This window comes from Actinoplanes sp. NPDC019969, assembly GCF_055562375.1.
In genome coordinates this window covers 356,634-374,984 of sequence record NZ_JBVHFK010000003.1, presented here as the reverse complement: position 1 = coordinate 374,984, position 18,351 = coordinate 356,634, and the positions used below count along the sequence as shown (strand labels likewise).

The window sequence follows — 18,351 nt, the reverse complement described above, 5'->3', positions numbered from 1 at the left end:
GAGGGTGGCGGAAATATCCGCCGCGCCGGCGAGGTTCCCCGACGCGTGAACGCGGCGACAGTGGTGGTCATCGGCGGCGGCCAGTCCGGCCTCTCCGCGGGGTTCCACCTGCGACGGCGTGGCTTCGCCAGCGCCCTGGAAGACCTTTCCGGCGGGCGTACGTTCGTCGTGCTGGACTCCTCCCCCGCACCCGGCGGGGCGTGGCGGGAGCGCTGGGAGTCGCTGCGGATGGCGACCGTGAACGGCATCTTCGACCTGCCCGGTTTCCCCCGCCCGCCGCTGGATCCGGCCGAGCCGAGCCGGACGGCGGTGCCGCGCTACTTCTCGTCGTTCGAGGACGCGACCGGCCTGCCGATCCTGCGCCCGGTCCGGGTCGGCGCGGTCCGGGAGGGTCGCGGCGGCGGCCTGCTCGTCGAGTCCGACCGGGGTTCCTGGGCCACCTCGGCGATCATCAACGCGACCGGGACGTGGACGAACCCGGTGCGGCCGGTCTACCCCGGGCAGGAGACGTTCACCGGCCCGCAGGTGCACACCCGGGACTACGTGTCGGCGCAGCGGTTCGCCGGGATGCGGGTGGCGGTGGTCGGCGGCGGCATCTCGGCGGTGCAGCTGCTCGAGGAGATCTCCCGGGTGGCGCGGACGTACTGGTACACCCGCCGGGAGCCGGTGTTCCGGACCGACGGGTTCACCCCGGAGGGCGCCGGGCGGGAGACGATCGCGAAGGTGACGGCGGATGTCGCGGCGGGCCGGCCGACCGGCAGCGTCGTCTCGTACACCGGGCTGATCTGGACGCCGTACGCCCTCGCGGCCAAGGAGCGCGGCGCCCTGGAGCGGCGGCCGATGTTCACCGCGATCGAGCCGTACGGGGTCCGCGAGGCCGACGGCTCCTACACCACCGTCGACGCCATCGTCTGGGCCACCGGCTTCAAGGCCGCCCTGGACCACCTGGCGCCCTTGCGCCTGCGCAATGAGCAGGGCGGGATCCGGCTGATCGGCACCCAGGTGGCCGGCGAGCCGCGGGTCCACCTGGTCGGGTTCGGCCCGTCCCAGTCCACCGTCGGCGCGAACCGGGCCGGCCGCGACGCCGTCAACGCCGTTGTCGCCCATCTCGCCGCGGCCGGCGGTTCCGGATCGGTCAGAGCGGCGGCGGACGCGACGGCCTCGATGCCGGACAGGCACACCGCGTTCAGTGTGGTCGCGGGCGTGTGCCGGGGGATGCCCGCGGCGACCGCCGCCTGCCGGGCCGGGTTCTGCCCGGCGAGGGCCTGCAGCACCTGACCGGCGAACACCCGCTGCACCGCGCCGGCGAAACGGGTGAAGGGGGTACGGGCGTAACCCGCGATCACGGCGCTCATGCCGCGAAGTCCGCGCCGGTCAGGTCGCGCAGCTCACCGAGGGTCGTGCCGTCGGCCAGCCGCCGCAGCACCAGGCCCCCGTCGGTCACGTCGAACACCGCCCGGTCGGAGATGATCCGGTCCACCACGCCCGCGCCGGTCAGCGGCAGCGTGCACCGCTCGACGATCTTGCGGCTGCCGTCCTTGGCCACGTGCTCGGTCACCACCACGACCCGCGGGGTGCCGGCGACCAGATCCATCGCGCCGCCCATGCCCTTGACCAGCTTGCCGGGGATGGTCCAGTTGGCCAGGTCACCGTTCGCCGCGACCTGCAGCGCGCCGAGGATCGCCGTCTGCACGTGGCCGCCGCGGATCATGCCGAACGAGGTCGCCGAGTCGAACACCGACGCGCCGGGCAGCAGCGTCACGGTCTGCTTGCCCGCGTTGATCAGGTCGGCGTCCTCGTCTCCCTCATACGGGAACGGGCCCATCCCGAGGATCCCGTTCTCGCTCTGCAGGGTGACCCGCACGCCGGCCGGCAGGTGGTTGGCGACCAGGGTGGGGATGCCGATGCCCAGGTTCACGTACTGGCCGTCGGTCAGCTCGGACGCGGCGATCCGCGCCATCTCGTCACGCGTCCACACGGGGCCGCACCGTCCTCTGCTCGATGTCCTTCTCGCGGATCTCGGAACGGACCAGGTGGTGCACGTAGATGCCGGGGGTGTGCACGTCGTCCGGGTGCAGGAAGCCGTCCTCGACCGTGCCGGCCTCGGCGATGGTGACCCGGCCGGCGGTGGCGACGAGCGGGTTGAAGTTGCGGGCGGTCAGCCGGTACCGCAGGTTGCCCGCGCGGTCGGCGCGATCGGCCCGGACCAGGGCGAGGTCGGCGACGATGCCGTGCTCGAGGATCGTACGGACGCCGTCGAAGACCCTCTCGGGTTTGCCGTCACCGACCGGGGTCCCGGCGCCGGCCGGGGTGTAGAAGGCCGGGATGCCGGCGCCGCCGGCGCGCAGGCGCTCGGCGAGGGTGCCCTGCGGGACGAACTCGACGTCCAGGTCGCCGTCCAGGTACTGCCGGGCGAACAGCCTGTTCTCCCCGACGTAGGACGCGAGGACCTTGCGGACCTGCTTGTTCTCCAGCAGCAGGCCGAGGCCCTTGCCGTCGGCGCCCATGTTGTTGCTGACGATCGTGAGATCCCGGGCGCCGGTGTCCCGCAGCGCCGTGATCAGTGACATCGGGATGCCGGACAGGCCGAAGCCTCCGACCGCCACGGTCATGCCGTCCCGGGCGACGGCCGCGACGGCTCGCGCCGCGCTGTCCACGAGTTTGCTCATGGCCGGGCACGCTAACCACACCGCGGCGGCGGACGGTGGCGCTGATCATCCCGTGACCGCGATGGGCGCTGTCTGCTCATAATGTGAGCATGCAGGGGTCCCAGTTGGTCAGCCGGGTCGCCGCGGTGCTGCGCCGGGTCTCCTCGAGCGCCTCCGAGGGCGTCACCACCGCCGACGTCGCGGCGGCGACCGGGCTGCCCCGCTCGACCGCGCAGCGGGTCCTCGCCGCGCTGGCCGAGGAGGGCTTCGTCGACCGGGACGCGCGCCGCGGCCGCTGGTTCCTGGGCCCGGAGATGTTCCTGCTCGGCTCGGTCGCGGCGGAGCGTTACGACGTGACCTCGATCGCCCGGGACACCCTGCGGGCGCTGTCCGAGAAGAGCGGGGAGAGCGCCTTCTTCTCGGCCCGGCGCGGCGCGGAGACGGTGTGCCTGGCCGGCGAGGAGGGCAGCTTCCCGCTCCGGTCACACGTGCTGTACGAGGGCATCCGGCTGCCGCTCGGCGTCGCGTCGGCGGGCCTGGCGATCCTGGCGCTGCTGCCGCCGGACGACGCCACCGCCTACGCCCGGCGGCGCGGCGGCGATCTGGCGGCGGCCTACGGGGAGCAGCACGACACGGCGGCGTTGTTGCGGCGGGTGGCCTCGACCCGGCGGCGGGGGTACGCGGTGAACCCCGGCATGCTCGTCCCCGGCAGCTGGGGCATCGGGGCGGTGGTGTTCGACCGGGCCGGCTCCCCCGCCTGGGCGCTCAGCCTGACCGGCGTGGAGTCCCGGTTCAACGGCGACCGGACGGCCCGGCTCGGCGCCCTGCTCCTGGAGGCCGCGCACACCCTGTCCCAGCGGATCGCCCGCCGTTAGACGACCGGGTGGGCGGCGAGGACGCCGGCGATGGCGTGGGCGCCGCGGTGCAGCACCACGAGCTGGCCGTCGGTGAACGGCTGCGGGGTCAGGCCGACCAGGCAGTGCGCCCCGACGATCTCGCCGTGCAGGACCACCGGGACACCGGCGTAGCTGCCGATGCCGGCCAGCAGGACGGCCGGGCTGCCCGCGGTCCGGGGGTCGGTGGCCGCGTCGGCGACGACGAACGGGTCGCCGCCGGTCACGATCCGGGCGCAGAACGACCACTCGACCGGGGTGCCCTCCAGCGGGACGCACTGCCGGAACGTGCGGCTGGCCCCGGCGACCAGTTGCGCGGAGTTCAGCACCAGCGTGGCCAGGCTGTACGGCACCCCGGTGCGCCGGGCGGTGTCCTCGGCGATGGCGTCCAGGGCGCGGACGAGCGCCGGGTGGTCGAAGTCGATCTCGCCGATCACGGCGAGCCGGTTCCAGTCGGTGAGTGAGGGCACGGGTCGCTCCTCAGCCCGGTAGGGCGCCCTTGAGCGCCCGGTAGGTGATCAGGCGGACCTTCGCCGAACGCCCGGTGACCCGCAGCACGTCACCGAGCTCCATCAGCGTCTCGGTCGCCTTGATCAGGTCCGGGCCGGTCACCGGCCGGGAGATCTTCAGCCGGCGGCAGACGACCACCCACAGCATCTCGGCGTTCTCCGCCCCGATGGTGCCGGCCAGCTCGGCGATCACCGACGCCTCGGTCGGCTCGTCCAGTCCCGGTACGCCCGCCACGTCCCCTCCCACGGTCCCTCTCCTACCAGTTCGGCACGGACCACCCGGAACCTGAAGCCCGATCCGCACATTGATCAGCACCACTGATCGTGTGACGGGCCTTGCCCCTGCCGCCGCGGCTCCGGCACAGTCGACCGGTGCTTGCCGTACAGCCCGGGGACCACATCGGCGCCGTCTTCGCGTCGCTGGCGGAGTTCGCCCGGGCCTCGGCCGCCTTCGCCGAACAGGGGCTCGACGCCGGCGCCCTGGTGATGATCTTCCCGGGTGACCCGTACCGGGACGGTCTTCCCGCCTTCCGCCGTGAACTCGCGGCCCGGAGCCCGGCGGTCGCCGCGGGCTTGGCGGGCGGGCGGGTCACGCTGGGCGACAGCCGGCTGGTCCAGTGGGCGCCCGGCCGTTTCGATCCCGGCCACCTGCGCGCGGCCTACACGGCGGCGACCCGGCAGGCGGTCACCGCGGGTTTCACCGGGCTGTGGGTCAGCGTCGACATGAGCTGGGCCCGGACCGCCGGCCCGGAGGCGCTGGCCCGGTTCGAGGCGGAGGCGTCCGGCCTGTTCACCGGCCGGGAGCTGACGGCGCTGTGCCACTACGACACCCGGGTCTTCCCGGCGGACCGGGTGCGGGCCGCCTGTCAGGCGCATCCGGCCGGGCCGGACAGCACGTCACCGCTGCGCCACCGCCGCGGGCCGGACGGCCGGACGCTGTACGTGTCCGGCGAGGCCGACATGGCGAACACCACCGCCTTCGCGGCGCTGACCCGCGAGCTGCGGCCCGGCGACGTCCTGGACATCACCGCCATGACGTTCCTGGACGTCAGCGCCCTCGCGACGGTCGCGCACGCGCAACGCGCCGGCCGGACCGTCCGCGCCGGCCCCGCCCAGGAACAGCTGCTGCGCCTGCTCGCCGGGCATTTCAGCGTGTTGATTCCGGGTGGGCCGGTCCGCCCGTAATCAACACGCTGAGCTGAGGGGTCAGGTGGCGGCGTAGCGGCCGGGGCGGTGGTTCATCGCCAGGACCATGTTGAGCACCACCGCTCCCCCGGCCGACAGCAGCGCCGCGGCCGGCGGCAGGACCAGCAGCGACAGCAGGATGACGACAGCGTCCAGGGCCATCTGGACGTAGCCGGCGCGCCAGCCCCACCGGTCCTGGCAGATCAGCGCGACGACGCCGAACCCGCCGAGGCTGGCCCCGTGCCGGAAGATGATCAGGACGCCGATCCCGGCGGCCAGGTTGCCGGCCACGGTGGCGTAGACCGGGGTGAGCGTGCCCACCGACATCATCGCCGGGTGCAGCAGCGAGAACACCGACACCAGCCCGATCGCCACCGCGGAGCGCAGCGTGAAGGCCCAGCCGCGCCGGCTGATCGCGAGCGCCACGAACGGTACGTTGACCAGCGCGAACACCAGCGGCAGCGGCCAGCCCACGGCCCGTTCGACGACCAGGCCGAGGCCCGCGGTGCCGCCGGTGGCGATCCCGGCGGAGGACAGCAGGTACAGCCCGAGCGACGCCAGGAACGCGCCGGTGACGATGCTGACGGCGTCCTCCACGCGACTGTGCCGGATCACCGGCGGCGCGGGTTGCTCCAGGACGGCGTTGTTGATCATGGGGCGAGCCTCCCAAAGGCTGGACGGCGGGCGCAACACGCGCTCCCGCGGCTGGGCAGTTTGCACAGTCGCGGCCCGGCCGGGAACCTTCTGTTCGGTACCGGTGTCCCCTTCCTGAACACTTGGCGTGTTGATTCGGGGCGGACCGGTCCACCCGAAATCAGCACGCCGAATTTTCCGAAGGAGAACGATGCGCTTTCCGTCACTGCGGGCCGCCCTGGCCGTCCTGCTCACGGCCGGGCTGACCGCCTGCGACAGCCCCGCCAGCCCGACCGCCCAGGCGAGCGGGCCCGACCCGGACGTCCAGGAGATGGCCCGCGGGCTGGACGTGCCGTGGGGCCTGGCCTTCCTGCCCGGCGGCGACGCGCTGGTCGCCGAACGCGGCACCGGCCGGGTGCTGCGGCTCACCCCGGGCGGGCAGCCGGCGGAGGTCCGCCGGATCGACGGCGTCGACGCGGGCGGTGAGGGAGGTCTGCTGGGCCTCGCGGTCTCGCCGGGCTTCTCCTCCGACAATCTGGTGTACGCCTACCTGACCGCCGCCTCCGACAATCGCATCGTCCGGTTCCGGCTCGACGGCGGAAGTCAGGAGACCGTGTTCACCGGCATCGCGAAGGCCCGCAACCACAACGGCGGCCGGATCGCGTTCGGCCCGGACGGCATGCTCTACGCGGGCACCGGCGACGCCGGGGAGACCGCCAGCTCGCAGGACCCGGCCAGCCCCAACGGCAAGATCCTGCGGCTCACCCCGGACGGCAAGCCGGCGCCCGGCAACCCCATCGCGGGTTCGCCGGTGTTCAGTCTCGGTCACCGCAACGTGCAGGGGCTGGCCTGGGACTCGGCCGGCCGGCTGTTCGCCACCGAGTTCGGCCAGAACGACCTCGACGAGGTCAACCTGATCAAGGGCGGCGCCAACTACGGCTGGCCCGAGGTGGAGGGCGAGGGCGACACCGGCGGCGGACGGTACGTGAACCCGCTGCTCACCTGGGCGGTCCGGGACGCGTCACCGTCCGGCATGGCGATCGCCGGGGACACCGTCTACGTGGCGGCGCTGCGCGGCGAGCGCCTGTGGACCGCGCCGCTGGACGGCGACCGGCTCGGCGCGCCCGCGGCCCGGTTCACCGGCACGTACGGCAGGCTGCGCACGGTCGAGAGGGCGCCGGACGGCAGCCTCTGGTTCACCACCTCCAACACCGACGGCCGCGGCGACGTCCGCGACGGCGACGACCGGATCCTGCGAATCGCTGCGTCGAGCCGCTGACCTGCCCATAGTGGGGGTGGCCGGTTGTGGCCGTGTTCGCTGGGGAGGTGTGCCGTGCGCTGGTTCGACGACCTGTCGGTCCGCCTGAAGATCTACGCCGTGGTCGCGCTCGCCGGGGCGGCGGCGGCCGCCGTCGGCGTGGTCGGTCTGAACAAGATGGCGCAGATGGCCGACGCGGCGGAGTACCTGTACCGCGACAACCTGGTCCCGGTGGCGCAGCTCGGCACGGTCCAGGAGGAGCTGCAGCGGTCCTGGGTGGCGGCCCTGGACACGCTGATCACCCGGCAGCCGGCCGGCAAGTCCGCCGACAGCGCCGCCGCCGCGGACTCCGACGAGCAGCTGGACCGGGTGTTCGCCGAGTACACCGCCACCGACATGACCGGCCGCGAGGACGCGGTGGCGGACTTCCGGGCCGCGCTCCAGCAGTTGCGCACGGTCCGCGACGATCGCCTCATCCCCCGGGCCAGGGCCGACGACCTGGCCGGTTTCGCGGCGGCGCGCGACGACGCCGGACGGCCCGCGCTGTCCGCGGCGGTGAACGCCCTCGACGAGCTCGTCACGATCGAGACGCGGGTCGCCGAGGAGAAACGGGCGGAGACGGCGGAGGCGTACGCGTCCGCCCGTACCCTCATGATCGTTCTGCTGGTGGCCGGTCTGGCGGTGGCCCTCGGCATGGCGGCGCTGGTGGTCCGCGGCATCATGCGCACCCTGGCGTCGGTGGGGCGGGTCACCCGGGCCCTGGCCGCCCGCGACCTGACCGTCCGGGCCGGTGTGTCCGGCCGCGACGAGCTGGGCCGGATGGCGGGCGAACTCGACGCCGGCACCGCCGAGATCGCCGCCAGCGTCGACCGGATGGCGCAGGTCGCGATCACCCTGTCCGCGGCCGCCGAGCAGCTGTCCGGGGTCAGCGGGCAGTTGCAGGCCAGCGCCGCCGAGGCGTCCCACCGGGTCGGGGCGGCGTCGCACGCCGGCGAGGAGGTCAGCGCCGGGGTGCAGAGCGTCGCCGCCGGCGCCGAGGAGATGAGCGCGTCGATCACCGAGATCGCCGCCAACGCCGGCCAGGCCGCCGAGGTCGCCCAGCAGGGCATGGCGGTGGCGCAGCAGACCACCGCCCGGGTCGCCGAACTCGGCGTGGTCAGCGCGGAGATCGGCGAGGTGGTCCGGCTGATCACCAGCATCGCCGAGCAGACCAACCTGCTCGCCCTGAACGCCACCATCGAGGCGGCCCGCGCCGGGGAACTCGGCAAGGGTTTCGCGGTGGTGGCCGGCGAGGTGAAGGAGCTGGCCCAGCAGACCGCCCGGGCCACCGAGGACATCACCGCCCGGATCTCCGCCATCCAGAGTTCCAGCGACGCGGCGGCCACGGCGATCAGCGAGATCACCGAGGTGATCGCCCGGATCGGCGACTACACCACCACGATCGCCTCGGCGGTGGAGGAGCAGACCGCGACGACCGCCGAGATGAGCCGCTCGGTCGCCGAGGCCGCCACCAACAGCGGCGACGTGGCCCGTACCGTCTCCTCGGTCGCCGGCATCGCCTCGGCCACCGCCGACAGCGCCGAGGCCACCCAGCGCGCCGCCGCCGGCCTGACCGCGATGGCCGGCGACCTGTCCCAGCTGGTCAGCGGCTTCCGCCACTGACCGCCGGAACGGCCGGACCGGTGGCCCGCGCGTGACGGCGACGGGTGGCGGCGGCGATGCCGTGCACCATCCGGGCCAGGCCGGCGAGCCACTCGTGCCATTCGAGCACGGCCGCCGCGATCACGGCCGCGGTCGCCTCCGGTGTCGTCGCCGAGTGCGGGTAGCAGCACCACGTCCGGCAGGGTCGCCACCTCGGTCTCCCCGCCGGCCGGATCGGGAAGTCCCGGTAGTCCTCCATCGTCACGGTGTGATGCCACGCCGCGGCCCACGGGCCCAGGTGCTCGACGAGCCCCTCGGCCATCCGGTCGTACCAGAAGTCGGTGAGCCGCCGGTCGGATCCCGCCGGTGGCATCTCGGCGACCTGGGGCAGGCCCCGCACCAGGGCGGCGACGGCGGCCGGGTCGACGGGCGGCCGGCGCGCGGGGTCGACGTCGCGCCAGGTGAGGCTGGTGAACTGGGGAAGCGAGACCCGGTCAGGTGTCACGGACGCCCTTTCGGTGGACAGCCGCACAGATTATCGGAATCGATCACCGCGCGGTAGCCCGGCCGGGGTGGCGCCGGGGTGACCACAATGACGGCATGAAGCGCGTGAACGGACTGATCCGCGCGACCGGCCTGACGGCTGTGGTCGCGCTCGCACTGGCCGGATGCGGCGACACGGCGGGGACCGCCACGCCGGCGGCCACCACCGCCGTTCCTGCCGCGACCACGACCGCCCCCGCCACGGCGGAGACCACCGGCGCGCCCACGCCGGAGGCGACCACCGCGAAGCCGGTGCTGGCCGACGGGCGGCACCCGGTCTACCTGAGCAAGCTGGCGGGCACGTCGGTCACGTTCGACCTGATCGAGTTCCTGACCGGGAAGGAGGCCGAGGCCCGGTGGAAGAAGGAGCACCCGAACGGGCCGGACGGGCCGGACAACGACTACATGATCATCAACGAGAACAAGAGACTGCGTACGTTGCCGGTCGCACCCGGCACCAAGGGCAAGGTGCTCGCGACTCTCGGCGGCGTCGATCTCACCACCGTGGGGTACGCCGAACTGCCGGCCTTCCTGAAGAAACAGAACGCGGGTCTCGAGGTCGCGCCGGGCGAGGTCGCGTTGCTGCCGTTCTGGCTGACGGTCGAGGGCGGCGCGGTGACCGGGTTCGAGGAGCAGTTCCTGCCCTGACCGTGTCACCGGCCGTGAAACGTCCGGTGACAGCATGCGACGTCACGGAGGCGGCCGCGTGATCGACCGGCCGGACATCCACGCTCTGGCCGGCGCCGCCCTGGACGGCCAGGCCGGGGCCATGGCTCTGCTGCCGGAACGGGCCCGCCAGGTGGGCCGGGCCCTGATCGGCCGCCTCCGGGAACCCGCGCCGGTCAGCCGACGAACCCCGGAGCCGCCGGCGGGCAGTGCGCCGACGGCTCCGCCGTCGTGGTCAGGCCCAGGTCGCCGAGGGCCGCCGCCGACGCCCGCGTGATCGCCCGCAGATCCGGCGCCGGCTGGAAACTCAGCACCGCGCTGGTGTAGCCGCCGCCCGCCTGCGGCAGGACGACGAGCCGTCTCCCGTCGATGTACGCGCAGGCCCGTTCGCCGCTGCCCCAGCCCGTGATCCGGTGCCCGTGATGGGTCTCGTCGAAATCCGGCTCCGGCGGCCCACCGGCGGCCGCGCCGCTCAGCGGGAGCGTCCCCATCACCGCCACCGCCGCCAGGGTCCCCGCAATTCTCCGCCGTTTCGCATTCATCGCGTACCACCCCTGACCCGATCCTACCGCCGTCCGGCGGGCCGGTAATCCTTTCGGGGACATGCGCATGCCGTTTCCCCGGGCCCGCCCGATCCGGTTGTACCCGGTACAAGCCGAAAGGGACATCAGCCGAAAAGGAATTCTCATGACCGATGTGAGACGCCGCGATGTTCTGCGGTACAGCGCGGCCGGCGCGGTCACCACCGCCACCGCGCTCTACGGGGTGCAGGCGCTGGCCGGATCGGAGCCGGCCGAGGGCAAGCCGCGCCGCGACCCGCGCGACTTCGACGAGGACTACCGGGGCAAGCGGATCCGCGGGCGGCACCTCGGCCGGGGCCGTGACGAACTCCAGGTCAACGACCGGCCGCTCGCGCTCACCGAGGTCAGCACGCTGTTCGTGCCGGAGGACGGCTCCGAGCCGTACGTGGCGGTGGGTTACATCAGCGCGATCAACCACTACGACCCGGTGGAGATCGACGACGCACGGACCTCCGACGGGCTGCGCCGGCTGGGCCGCCGGATCGTCGACCGGCTGGGCGGCCTCGAACTCAGCGACGAGGCCGGAAAAGGCCACTTCCATTGATTCGCATTCGGAAAGGCGAGTGACCGGTGGCCGTACGTAAAAGCATCGCGGACATGACCAGCGCGGAGAAGACCGCATTCGCGAATGCGCTGCGCCAGTTCAAGTCGACCCCGGTGAACGGGCGCAGCTACAACTCCTACATCGATCAGCACATCACCTATTTCGCGCGTACCTCCGACAACATCAGTCACGCCCACCAGTCGCCGTCGTTCTTCCCGTGGCACCGCGAATATCTGCGGCTGCTGGAGTTCGATCTGCAGACCGTCACCGGCAACCCGGACATGTTCCTTCCCTACTGGGACTGGACCGGCCCGGTGTCGCCGTTCACCGCCGACTTCTGCGGGGCGATCACCAGCGGCAGCGTGTCCAGCGGCAACTTCAGCCCGTCGTGGGGCTGGTCGGTGTACCGCAGCAGCATCGCCACGAACTTCCTGCAGCGGCGGGTGGGCCAGAACGCGTCCCGGCCCACCGCCAGCACGGTCACCAGCGTGCAGGGCTTCACCACGTACGACAGGTCGCCGTGGAACTCGACGGTGTCCAACAGCTACCGCAACCGGGCCGAGATCGAGCTGCACAACCGGGTGCACAACTACGTCGGCGGGCACATGGGCACCCGGGAGGCGCCCAACGACCCGGTGTTCTGGCTGCACCACTGCAACGTCGACCGGCTGTGGTGGCTGTGGCAGCAGGAACGCGGCATCGACACGTACCAGCCGCGCACCGGCGCCACGTCCGGCGTGATCGACAACAACGAACGGATGCGCCCGTTCGCCACCGGCAAGACGCCGTCGGCGCTGCGCGACATCACCACCCTGGGTTACAGCTACGCCTGACCGCGCCGGCGGGCCAGCGCCGCCGGGGGCAGGCCCGCCAGCTGAACCGACTCCCGGGTGAGGTGCGCCTGGTCGGCGTAACCGGCCCGCAGCGCCAGCTCACCGAGGCCGCCCGGCGGCCGCTCCCGCTCCCGCTCCAGCAGGTCCAGGAACCGGCGGAACCGCAGCACCCGGTGCAGGGTCTTCGGGCCGTAGCCGGCGGCGGCGGTGAACCGCCGCCGCAGCTGCCGCTCGCCGAGCCCGAGCCGGTCGCCGATCTCGTGCACCCGCACGTCCCGGTCGTGCAGGAGCCGGGCGGCGGCCAGCATCGCCGGGTCGGGCGGGCGCCGCACGGTGTAGCCGCCGGCCAGATCGACCAGCCGGCGCAGCGCCTCGGCCGGCGGCAGATCGGCGGGCAGGCCACGGGCGGCGGCCGGATCGAGGTCCGCCAGGTCGACGCGGAGGTCTCGCAGCTCGTCCAGCGGCAGGCCGAGCAGCGCTCCCCCGGCGGCGGGCCGCAGCCGGACCCCGACCACGCTCTGCCGGGCGGCCGTCGTGCCCGGCATCGGCCCGGTGTCCGGGCCGGCGACGAACGCGCCCCGGACGTTGTCCCAGATCAGGTCGGCGCACCCGTCGGGCAGGACGAGGGCCTGCCGGTCGCGCTCGCCCGGGACCCGGCGCCACAGGCACACCACGGCGCCGCGCAGCGCCGCCGGTGGCGCCGACTCGGCGTAGCTCCCCATGCCGCCCAGTATCCCGCGTGACCGTTTCGTTCAAGACGCCCCCGGCGCGGGCGGCCTACTGTCGGCGGCATGACTTCTTTCTCGGCCGCCGCCGGATTCCTGGAGCGGGAGGGACGCCTGCTGGAGCGCCGCCTGTTCGCCGTCCACTTCCAGGGCGCGTCCCCGGAGAGCGTGGCGGACGTGCTGCGCGGCTACCGCAACGACGACGGCGGGTTCGGGCACGGCCTGGAACCGGACAAGCGCTGCCCGGCCAGCCTGCCGATCGACGTCGAGGTGGCCGTGCAGTCGCTCACCGCCGCGGACCCGGGCCTGCTCGGGCCGGCCTGCGACTTCCTGCAGCGGGTCGCCGCCGGTTCGGGCGCCGTGCCGCTGGCCTTCCCGGTGATCGAGGGGTTCCCGCGGGCCGCGCACTGGACCGGCTGGACCTACGAGCCGGGCCTCAACCCGACCGCCGGGCTGGCCGGGCACCTGTACCGGCTCGGTTTCGAGCACCCGTGGCGGGAGGTCGCCGCCGGGTACTGCTGGGACGCGATCGAGACCGGCGCGCTGCCGGACGAGGTGCACGCGCTGTCCGAGGTGTTCGTGTTCCTCGCGCACGTCCCGGACCGGGTCCGCGCGGAGAAGAACGTCCCCGCCGTCCTGGAGCGGCTCACCGCCGATGCGATGTTCCAGGCCACCCCCACCCCCGGCGCGTACGGCCTGACCCCGCTGCACATCGCCACCACCGCCGGGTCGCCCTGGCGGAGTCTCTTCGACGACGCGGGGATCGAGGCCCACCTGGACGCCCTCGCCGCGGCACAGCAGCCGGACGGCGGATGGCCGATCACGTGGGAGCCGCCGAGCGAGGCGGCCCGCCTGGAGTGGCGCGGCGTCGTCACCCTGCAGGCACTGCGGACGCTGCGGTCCTACGGCCGGATCTAGGATCGGCGGTGTGCGGCTGGAGCAGCTCGAATATCTGACCGCGGTGATCCGGCACGGGTCGCTGCGGCGGGCCGGTGAGCAGTTGCACGTGTCCCCGTCGGCGCTCAGCGAGGCCATCAGCTCGCTGGAGCGGGAGCTGGGCGTGCCCCTGCTGGAACGCCGTCGGCCCGGAGCCCGGATCAGCCGTGCGGGCCGGAATCTCCTGCCGCTGATCGCCGAGATCCTGGCCGGGGTGGCGCAGCTCCGGGCGGCCGCGCGGGATCAGGCCCTGGCCGGGCGCACCCTCCGGATCGGCACGGTGCACGCCGGCACGTCGGCGCTGCTGGTCCCGGCGGTCCGGGAGTTCGGGGCCGTTCATGGCGATGCGACCGGGGTACATCATGCATCGGCTGGCGCAACGGCTGTTCGGGGACGCGCCGCCGCCGGACACGTTCGCCACCGACGGCGCGGAGATGGGCAAGAGCCTGGTGGCGAGCGGGATGGGCCCGGCGATCCTGCCGGACTACAGCATTCACGGCGATCCCCTGGAGACGGCCGGGGTGATCACCGCACGGCCGCTCGCGGAGGAGGCGCCACCGGTGATGATCGTTCTGTTGCGGCGGCGGTACGACAGGGTCCCGGCGACGATCCGGGACTTCGCGGAGATAATCGGGCGGCTGGCGGGTTCGGCGGGGCCGATGGGGCGTTCGGCACACCCGTACACCTGACTCTTGCCCTTCTCCTGAATTCCGGTAAACCTATGGGTGTTGAAGGTTTAGTGAAAGGCCGTCGCATGTCCCTCACGTTCCACTGGTTCCTGCCGACCAACGGCGGCGACGGACGGCATGTCGTCGGCGGCGGGCACGGCGTCCCCGCCGGCGGCTCCGGCCGCCCCGCCGACGTCGCCTACCTGACCCAGGTCGCCCGGGCCGCCGAGGACAACGGTTTCGCGGCCGCCCTCACCCCCACCGGCGCCTGGTGCGAGGACGCCTGGCTCAGCACCGCGATGCTCAGCCAGACCACCGACCGGCTCAAGTTCCTCGTCGCGTTCCGGCCCGGCGTCGTCTCGCCGTTCCTGGCCGCGCAGATGGCCGGCACCTTCCAGAACATGTCCGAGGGCCGCCTGCTGCTCAACGTCGTCACCGGCGGGGAGAGCCACGAGCAGCGGATGTACGGCGACTTCCTCGACAAGGACGCCCGCTACCAGCGCTGCGACGAGTTCCTCGAGATCGTCCGCCGGCTGTGGGCCGGGGAGACCGTCGACTTCCAGGGCGAGCACCTGTCGGTCGCCGCGGCCGAGCTGGGCCAGATCCCCGACCCGCTCCCGGAGATCTACTTCGGCGGGTCGTCGCCGGCCGCCGGAACCGTCGCCGCCAAGCACGCCGACGTCTACCTGACCTGGGGCGAGCCGCCGGACGCGGTGGCCGCGAAGATAGCCTGGATCCGGTCGCTGGCCGCCGCCGAGGGCCGCGGCCCGGAGAACCGGCCGATCCGCTTCGGCATCCGGATGCACACGATCACCCGGGACACCGCCGAGGAGGCCTGGGCCGAGGCCGGCCGGCTGCTCGCCGGCATCTCCCCCGAGACGATCGAGAAGGTGCAGGCCGGGCTCCGGCTGTCCGAGTCCGAGGGCCAGCGGCGGATGCTCGACCTGCACGGCGGCCGCACCGGCAAGCTGGAGATCCACCCCAACGTGTGGGCCGGGGTCGGGCTGGTCCGCGGCGGCGCCGGAACCGCCCTGGTCGGCAGCCACGAGCAGGTCGCCGACCGGATCGCCGAATACGCGGCGCTCGGCATCGAGGAGTTCGTGCTCTCGGCGTACCCCCACCTGGAAGGCGCCTACTGGTTCGGCGAGGGCGTCCTGCCGATCCTGGCCGAGCGCGGCCTGTGGAAGGACGAGCGACCCCGCCGCCGCAACCGCGCGGTCGTCCCGTTCGCCGCTGTCGGGAGACCGGTCCGATGACCGTCTTCACCACCAATCAGGACCTTGACGCCGTACGCCTCCGTCAAGCTTTCGGGGTCTTCCCCAGCGGGGTCGTCGCCATCGCCGCCCAGGTCGACGGGAACCTGGTCGGCCTGGCCGCCAGCTCGTTCACCTCGGTCAGCCTGGACCCGCCGCTGGTGTCGATCTCCATCGCGAACACCTCGAAGACGTGGCCCGACCTGCGCCGCTCCGCGCACGTCGGGGTGACCATCCTGGCCGCCCACCACGGCCAGGTGTGCCGGCAGCTGGCCGGTCCGGTCGAGCACCGCTTCGACGGGGTGCCCACGTCGGTCACCGAGACCGGCGCGGTCACCCTGGACGACGGGCTGGCCATGTTCGACTGCTCGATCTACCGCGAGGTGGAGGCCGGCGACCACACGATCGTCCTGCTCCGCCTGCACGCCGTCGAACACAGCCCGGACCAGGACGGCGGCCCGCTCGTCTTCCACCGCTCCACCTTCGGCCGCCTCTCCCCCTGACACCCTCTAGTCTGGTCGCTGTGCGCGCGTTGACTTTCGGGGCGGTGGCGGAAGCCTACGAACGGTTCCGGCCCGGCTATCCCGCCGAACTTGCCGGAGCCGTTCTGGAGCACGCCGACCGGCCGGTGCGGACCGCGGTGGAGATCGGCGCGGGAACCGGCAAGGCGACCCGCCTGTTCGCCGCCGCCGGCCTGACCGTCACCGCCACCGAACCCGACCCCGCCATGCTCACCGAGCTGCGCAGACACGTCCCCTCGACGGTCCGCACGATCCGTTCGTCCTTCGAGGACCTGGACCTCGGCGAGAGATTCGACCTGGTGTACGCGGCCGCCGCGCTGCACTGGACCGCCCCGGCGGGCCGCTGGCCCCGGATCGCCCGCATGCTCGAGCCGGGCGGCGTGTTCGCCTCGTTCGGCGGCCCGGTCCAGCTCGCCGACCCCGCCGTCGAGGAGGCCGTCCGCGCGGCCCGCGCCCCGTTCCTGGACAGTGACGACGTCCCGTCCCCCGACGGCACTCCCCCGGAGAACCCCATGCAGTGGCCGGGCACCGAACTCGAGGCCTCCGAGTGGTTCACCGACGTCCGGCAGCTGGTGTTCCCGCAGCCGCTGACGTTGAGCGCCGCCGCCTACACCGGCCACCTCGGCACCCTGTCCGCCTACCTGCAGCTCCCACCGGCGACCCGCACCGAGGCCCTGACCCGGATCGCGCAGGTCCTGCCCCCGACCGTCGAGATCAACGCCGACGTCATCGCTCACCTGGCCCGCCGCCGCCCGGCCCGCTGACACACCGCGCGCCGGGGTCCGGCTGCTGAGCCCCACGTCACCGAGCCATCACGCCGGAGGCGTATCCGGTGGCGACGTGCCGGGGATCAGGGCGCGGGCGGCCTCGACGGCGCGGGCCGCGATGTCGTCTGCCGTGCTGGCGTTGCGGGCGAAGAAGCCGTCGGTGAACAGCGAGGTGTAACCGTGGGCGACCGCGATCGTCGCCTCGACCAGCAGGACCGTCTCCTGGTAGGTGCGGGCGCCGGTGGCCGTGCCCAGGTCCAGCATGGTGGTCATCAGGGCGCGGGTGTGTTCGCGGCGGGCGTCGTCCTCGATCCGGTACAGCTCGGGGGCGTAGATGACGGGCAGGCCGGCGCCGGTGCGGGCGACGAACCGCACATAGGCGCCGGCGGCGGCGGGCAACCGGTCGGCGGGGCCGGGTCCGGCGGCGTCGGCGGCGGCCACGATCGCGGCGTGGAGATCGCGGGCGGCGGCGGCCGACACGGCGCTGAGCAGGTGGCCCCGGTCGGCGAAGTGCCGGTACGGCGCGGCGGAGCTGACGTGCAGCCGCCGGGCCACGGCCGCGACCGAGAACCGCTGCAGCCCGGCCTCGGCGAGCAGGTCGAAGCTGGCGGCGATCAGCGCGGCACGCAGGTCGCCGTGGTGATACGCCCGTTGCGCCGACACCCTTGCCTCCATGTGAGTAGGCTCTTACATTAGCAAGTGTCGGCCTTCTCACCACATCTTCGTCAACAGCCGAAGACGTACGCGCCGTAGCCAGCCAAGACGAAGCCTGGCTTCCTCCCCCCGGCACGGTCACCGCCAGTCCGCCACGTGGTCATCGATCCTATTGAAGACGCCGGCCGCTCGCCCGGAATGACCACTCCTGGGCAGAGCATCGCGAACGTGTCGACCCGCGGCGGCCAGCGCACGCGCCCGAAGTCACCGCGGCGCCCGAACGGGCGCGAGAGTTCTGCCGGCCGACGACGCCCGACAACGCAGCACCGGTGGTCTTGCCGGAACCAGGTTCCGGCAAGACCACCCCCCCCCCGGAGGCAGAACGGGCTTACGGATTCGCCCGGTGGATCACATGCCAGTAGCTCGTGCAGCGGTACACCTCGCCACCCTCGGTAAGGCATTCCCTGGCGTCGATGTAATTGAGGTCCGGGGCGAAGTTCCACCTGAAGGTTTTCGTCACCTGGTTACCCGTGGCGTTCAGGTTCTCGTAGCGGCTGCTCCAACCGTCGTTGTAATAGGCCACGACCTCGAGCCGGGCCCCGTGGCCATCCGCAGCGGTGTCTTTGATGTTCGCGGTCATGTAGTAGCGGCCATCGCCGCCCAGAGTGAAGGTTCCCCAGGCGTGAGCGCCGACGAGATCCCCCACGGTGTGCTGAAGGTTCCAGGACCCGAGGGCCGCATGAGCCTGACCAGGCATCGCGAAGACCGCCGTCGACACCACCAGCCCGGCAAGCGCGCTCCGGAACCACCGCCGTACGCGTACGTTCATCTTGGTGACCTTTCCGTTTGATTCGATGAAGCAGGGATCACGGCGGCATACCGCCGCGGCGCCG

22 protein-coding genes and 3 pseudogenes are annotated in these 18,351 nt (G+C 73.0%); 14 read left to right on the top strand and 11 right to left on the bottom strand.

Translation table 11 applies throughout. The features are described 5' to 3' along the window. Positions 1-45: 45 nt before the first annotated feature. Positions 46-660, top strand: a pseudogene (locus ACZ3II_RS11880) (flavin-containing monooxygenase); the annotation flags it as partial. Between the two features lie 476 nt (positions 661-1,136). Here ACZ3II_RS11880 and ACZ3II_RS11875 read toward each other — a convergent pair. From ACZ3II_RS11875 to ACZ3II_RS11865, 3 genes and pseudogenes are all read right to left on the bottom strand, one after another. Beyond that, positions 1,137-1,355: pseudogene (locus ACZ3II_RS11875) on the bottom strand (thiolase family protein); the annotation flags it as partial. Beyond that, the gene (locus ACZ3II_RS11870; RefSeq protein ID WP_465517602.1) at positions 1,352-1,978 is read right to left on the bottom strand and encodes a CoA transferase subunit B; all 627 of its coding nucleotides are present in this window, start codon (positions 1,976-1,978) and stop codon (positions 1,352-1,354) included. The pseudogene ACZ3II_RS11875 and the gene ACZ3II_RS11870, both read right to left, overlap by 4 nt. Next, complete coding sequence (locus ACZ3II_RS11865; protein ID WP_465517601.1) at positions 1,965-2,669, bottom strand: CoA transferase subunit A; 705 nt, start codon at positions 2,667-2,669, stop codon at positions 1,965-1,967. The genes ACZ3II_RS11870 and ACZ3II_RS11865 overlap by 14 nt, the downstream gene beginning before the upstream one ends. An 89-nt stretch (positions 2,670-2,758) precedes the next feature. On the opposite strand from ACZ3II_RS11865, the gene ACZ3II_RS11860 reads away from it, so the two are divergent. Further along, positions 2,759-3,523, top strand: a complete 765-nt coding sequence (locus ACZ3II_RS11860) for an IclR family transcriptional regulator (RefSeq protein WP_465517600.1) — start codon at positions 2,759-2,761, stop codon at positions 3,521-3,523. On the opposite strand, the gene ACZ3II_RS11855 is transcribed toward ACZ3II_RS11860, so the two are convergent. Continuing rightward, positions 3,520-4,011, bottom strand: coding sequence for a GAF domain-containing protein (locus ACZ3II_RS11855; protein ID WP_465517599.1), 492 nt, complete (start codon positions 4,009-4,011; stop codon positions 3,520-3,522). The genes ACZ3II_RS11860 and ACZ3II_RS11855 overlap by 4 nt on opposite strands. 10 nt (positions 4,012-4,021) lie before the next feature. Continuing rightward, on the bottom strand, positions 4,022-4,297 hold the full coding sequence (locus ACZ3II_RS11850) for a hypothetical protein (RefSeq protein WP_465517598.1): 276 nt from the start codon (positions 4,295-4,297) through the stop codon (positions 4,022-4,024). 125 nt (positions 4,298-4,422) lie between these two features. Here ACZ3II_RS11850 and ACZ3II_RS11845 point away from each other — a divergent pair, with 125 nt between their 5' ends. Next, complete coding sequence (locus ACZ3II_RS11845) at positions 4,423-5,235, top strand: MEDS domain-containing protein (protein ID WP_465517597.1); 813 nt, start codon at positions 4,423-4,425, stop codon at positions 5,233-5,235. Positions 5,236-5,256: 21 nt separating this feature from the next. Here ACZ3II_RS11845 and ACZ3II_RS11840 read toward each other — a convergent pair whose 3' ends face one another. Beyond that, positions 5,257-5,889 (bottom strand): YitT family protein, encoded by a 633-nt coding sequence (locus ACZ3II_RS11840; protein WP_465517596.1) that lies wholly within the window; start codon positions 5,887-5,889, stop codon positions 5,257-5,259. Positions 5,890-6,079: 190 nt separating this feature from the next. Here ACZ3II_RS11840 and ACZ3II_RS11835 point away from each other — a divergent pair, with 190 nt between their 5' ends. Beyond that, complete coding sequence (locus ACZ3II_RS11835) at positions 6,080-7,147, top strand: PQQ-dependent sugar dehydrogenase (protein ID WP_465517595.1); 1,068 nt, start codon at positions 6,080-6,082, stop codon at positions 7,145-7,147. A 54-nt stretch (positions 7,148-7,201) separates the two neighbouring features. Then, complete coding sequence (locus tag ACZ3II_RS11830; protein WP_465517594.1) at positions 7,202-8,788, top strand: methyl-accepting chemotaxis protein; 1,587 nt, start codon at positions 7,202-7,204, stop codon at positions 8,786-8,788. On the opposite strand, the gene ACZ3II_RS11825 is transcribed toward ACZ3II_RS11830, so the two are convergent. Then, positions 8,769-9,272: a hypothetical protein gene (locus ACZ3II_RS11825; protein WP_465517593.1), complete on the bottom strand. Its 504-nt coding sequence runs from the start codon at positions 9,270-9,272 to the stop codon at positions 8,769-8,771. The genes ACZ3II_RS11830 and ACZ3II_RS11825 overlap by 20 nt on opposite strands. A gap of 95 nt (positions 9,273-9,367) precedes the next feature. On the opposite strand from ACZ3II_RS11825, the gene ACZ3II_RS11820 reads away from it, so the two are divergent. Further along, on the top strand, positions 9,368-9,958 hold the full coding sequence (locus tag ACZ3II_RS11820) for a hypothetical protein (protein WP_465517592.1): 591 nt from the start codon (positions 9,368-9,370) through the stop codon (positions 9,956-9,958). 194 nt (positions 9,959-10,152) lie between these two features. Here the strand turns inward: ACZ3II_RS11820 and ACZ3II_RS11815 are convergent, their stop codons facing one another. Then, positions 10,153-10,518, bottom strand: coding sequence for a tyrosinase family oxidase copper chaperone (locus tag ACZ3II_RS11815; RefSeq protein ID WP_465517591.1), 366 nt, complete (start codon positions 10,516-10,518; stop codon positions 10,153-10,155). Positions 10,519-10,663: 145 nt separating this feature from the next. On the opposite strand from ACZ3II_RS11815, the gene ACZ3II_RS11810 reads away from it, so the two are divergent. Then, on the top strand, positions 10,664-11,101 hold the full coding sequence (locus ACZ3II_RS11810; protein WP_465517590.1) for a tyrosinase family oxidase copper chaperone: 438 nt from the start codon (positions 10,664-10,666) through the stop codon (positions 11,099-11,101). Between the two features lie 53 nt (positions 11,102-11,154). Then, positions 11,155-11,934: a tyrosinase family protein gene (locus ACZ3II_RS11805; protein WP_465517589.1), complete on the top strand. Its 780-nt coding sequence runs from the start codon at positions 11,155-11,157 to the stop codon at positions 11,932-11,934. Here the strand turns inward: ACZ3II_RS11805 and ACZ3II_RS11800 are convergent. Further along, positions 11,925-12,656, bottom strand: a complete 732-nt coding sequence (locus ACZ3II_RS11800) for a DUF6597 domain-containing transcriptional factor (protein ID WP_465517588.1) — start codon at positions 12,654-12,656, stop codon at positions 11,925-11,927. The genes ACZ3II_RS11805 and ACZ3II_RS11800 overlap by 10 nt on opposite strands. Before the next feature lie 69 nt (positions 12,657-12,725). On the opposite strand from ACZ3II_RS11800, the gene ACZ3II_RS11795 reads away from it, so the two are divergent. The 6 genes and pseudogenes from ACZ3II_RS11795 (at position 12,726) to ACZ3II_RS11770 (ending at position 16,801) form a co-directional block, all read left to right on the top strand. After that, on the top strand, positions 12,726-13,577 hold the full coding sequence (locus tag ACZ3II_RS11795; RefSeq protein ID WP_465517587.1) for a hypothetical protein: 852 nt from the start codon (positions 12,726-12,728) through the stop codon (positions 13,575-13,577). A 10-nt stretch (positions 13,578-13,587) separates the two neighbouring features. Then, positions 13,588-13,713, top strand: a pseudogene (locus ACZ3II_RS11790) (LysR family transcriptional regulator); the annotation flags it as partial. A gap of 220 nt (positions 13,714-13,933) precedes the next feature. Next, complete coding sequence (locus tag ACZ3II_RS11785; protein WP_465517908.1) at positions 13,934-14,284, top strand: LysR substrate-binding domain-containing protein; 351 nt, start codon at positions 13,934-13,936, stop codon at positions 14,282-14,284. A 65-nt stretch (positions 14,285-14,349) separates the two neighbouring features. Continuing rightward, the gene (locus ACZ3II_RS11780) at positions 14,350-15,519 is read left to right on the top strand and encodes an LLM class flavin-dependent oxidoreductase (protein WP_465517907.1); all 1,170 of its coding nucleotides are present in this window, start codon (positions 14,350-14,352) and stop codon (positions 15,517-15,519) included. Further along, positions 15,516-16,019, top strand: a complete 504-nt coding sequence (locus ACZ3II_RS11775) for a flavin reductase family protein (protein WP_465517586.1) — start codon at positions 15,516-15,518, stop codon at positions 16,017-16,019. Before ACZ3II_RS11780 ends, ACZ3II_RS11775 begins: the two co-directional genes overlap by 4 nt. 20 nt (positions 16,020-16,039) lie before the next feature. Next, positions 16,040-16,801 carry a class I SAM-dependent methyltransferase gene (locus ACZ3II_RS11770; RefSeq protein ID WP_465517585.1) on the top strand — a complete coding sequence of 254 codons (762 nt, stop codon included), beginning with the start codon at positions 16,040-16,042 and terminating at the stop codon, positions 16,799-16,801. A gap of 48 nt (positions 16,802-16,849) precedes the next feature. Here ACZ3II_RS11770 and ACZ3II_RS11765 read toward each other — a convergent pair whose 3' ends face one another. Then, entirely contained in the window at positions 16,850-17,479 is a 630-nt protein-coding gene (locus tag ACZ3II_RS11765) for a TetR/AcrR family transcriptional regulator (protein WP_465517584.1), read from the bottom strand. Between the two features lie 367 nt (positions 17,480-17,846). Further along, positions 17,847-18,287, bottom strand: a complete 441-nt coding sequence (locus ACZ3II_RS11760) for a hypothetical protein (protein ID WP_465517583.1) — start codon at positions 18,285-18,287, stop codon at positions 17,847-17,849. Between the last annotated feature and the right edge of the window lie 64 nt (positions 18,288-18,351).

Bases quoted from the DNA above. Each gene is read 5' to 3' on its own strand.
- ACZ3II_RS11780 (WP_465517907.1), top strand. From the start codon at position 14,350: ATGTCCCTCACGTTCCACTGGTTCCTGCCGACCAACGGCGGCGACGGA.
- ACZ3II_RS11775 (WP_465517586.1), top strand. From the start codon at position 15,516: ATGACCGTCTTCACCACCAATCAGGACCTTGACGCCGTACGCCTCCGT.
- ACZ3II_RS11765 (WP_465517584.1), bottom strand. From the start codon at position 17,479: ATGGAGGCAAGGGTGTCGGCGCAACGGGCGTATCACCACGGCGACCTG.
- ACZ3II_RS11835 (WP_465517595.1), top strand. From the start codon at position 6,080: ATGCGCTTTCCGTCACTGCGGGCCGCCCTGGCCGTCCTGCTCACGGCC.
- ACZ3II_RS11820 (WP_465517592.1), top strand. From the start codon at position 9,368: ATGAAGCGCGTGAACGGACTGATCCGCGCGACCGGCCTGACGGCTGTG.
- ACZ3II_RS11785 (WP_465517908.1), top strand. From the start codon at position 13,934: ATGGCGATGCGACCGGGGTACATCATGCATCGGCTGGCGCAACGGCTG.
- ACZ3II_RS11810 (WP_465517590.1), top strand. From the start codon at position 10,664: ATGACCGATGTGAGACGCCGCGATGTTCTGCGGTACAGCGCGGCCGGC.
- ACZ3II_RS11815 (WP_465517591.1), bottom strand. From the start codon at position 10,518: ATGAATGCGAAACGGCGGAGAATTGCGGGGACCCTGGCGGCGGTGGCG.
- ACZ3II_RS11760 (WP_465517583.1), bottom strand. From the start codon at position 18,287: ATGAACGTACGCGTACGGCGGTGGTTCCGGAGCGCGCTTGCCGGGCTG.
- ACZ3II_RS11800 (WP_465517588.1), bottom strand. From the start codon at position 12,656: ATGGGGAGCTACGCCGAGTCGGCGCCACCGGCGGCGCTGCGCGGCGCC.
- ACZ3II_RS11865 (WP_465517601.1), bottom strand. From the start codon at position 2,669: ATGAGCAAACTCGTGGACAGCGCGGCGCGAGCCGTCGCGGCCGTCGCC.
- ACZ3II_RS11795 (WP_465517587.1), top strand. From the start codon at position 12,726: ATGACTTCTTTCTCGGCCGCCGCCGGATTCCTGGAGCGGGAGGGACGC.
- ACZ3II_RS11840 (WP_465517596.1), bottom strand. From the start codon at position 5,889: ATGATCAACAACGCCGTCCTGGAGCAACCCGCGCCGCCGGTGATCCGG.
- ACZ3II_RS11805 (WP_465517589.1), top strand. From the start codon at position 11,155: ATGACCAGCGCGGAGAAGACCGCATTCGCGAATGCGCTGCGCCAGTTC.
- ACZ3II_RS11860 (WP_465517600.1), top strand. From the start codon at position 2,759: ATGCAGGGGTCCCAGTTGGTCAGCCGGGTCGCCGCGGTGCTGCGCCGG.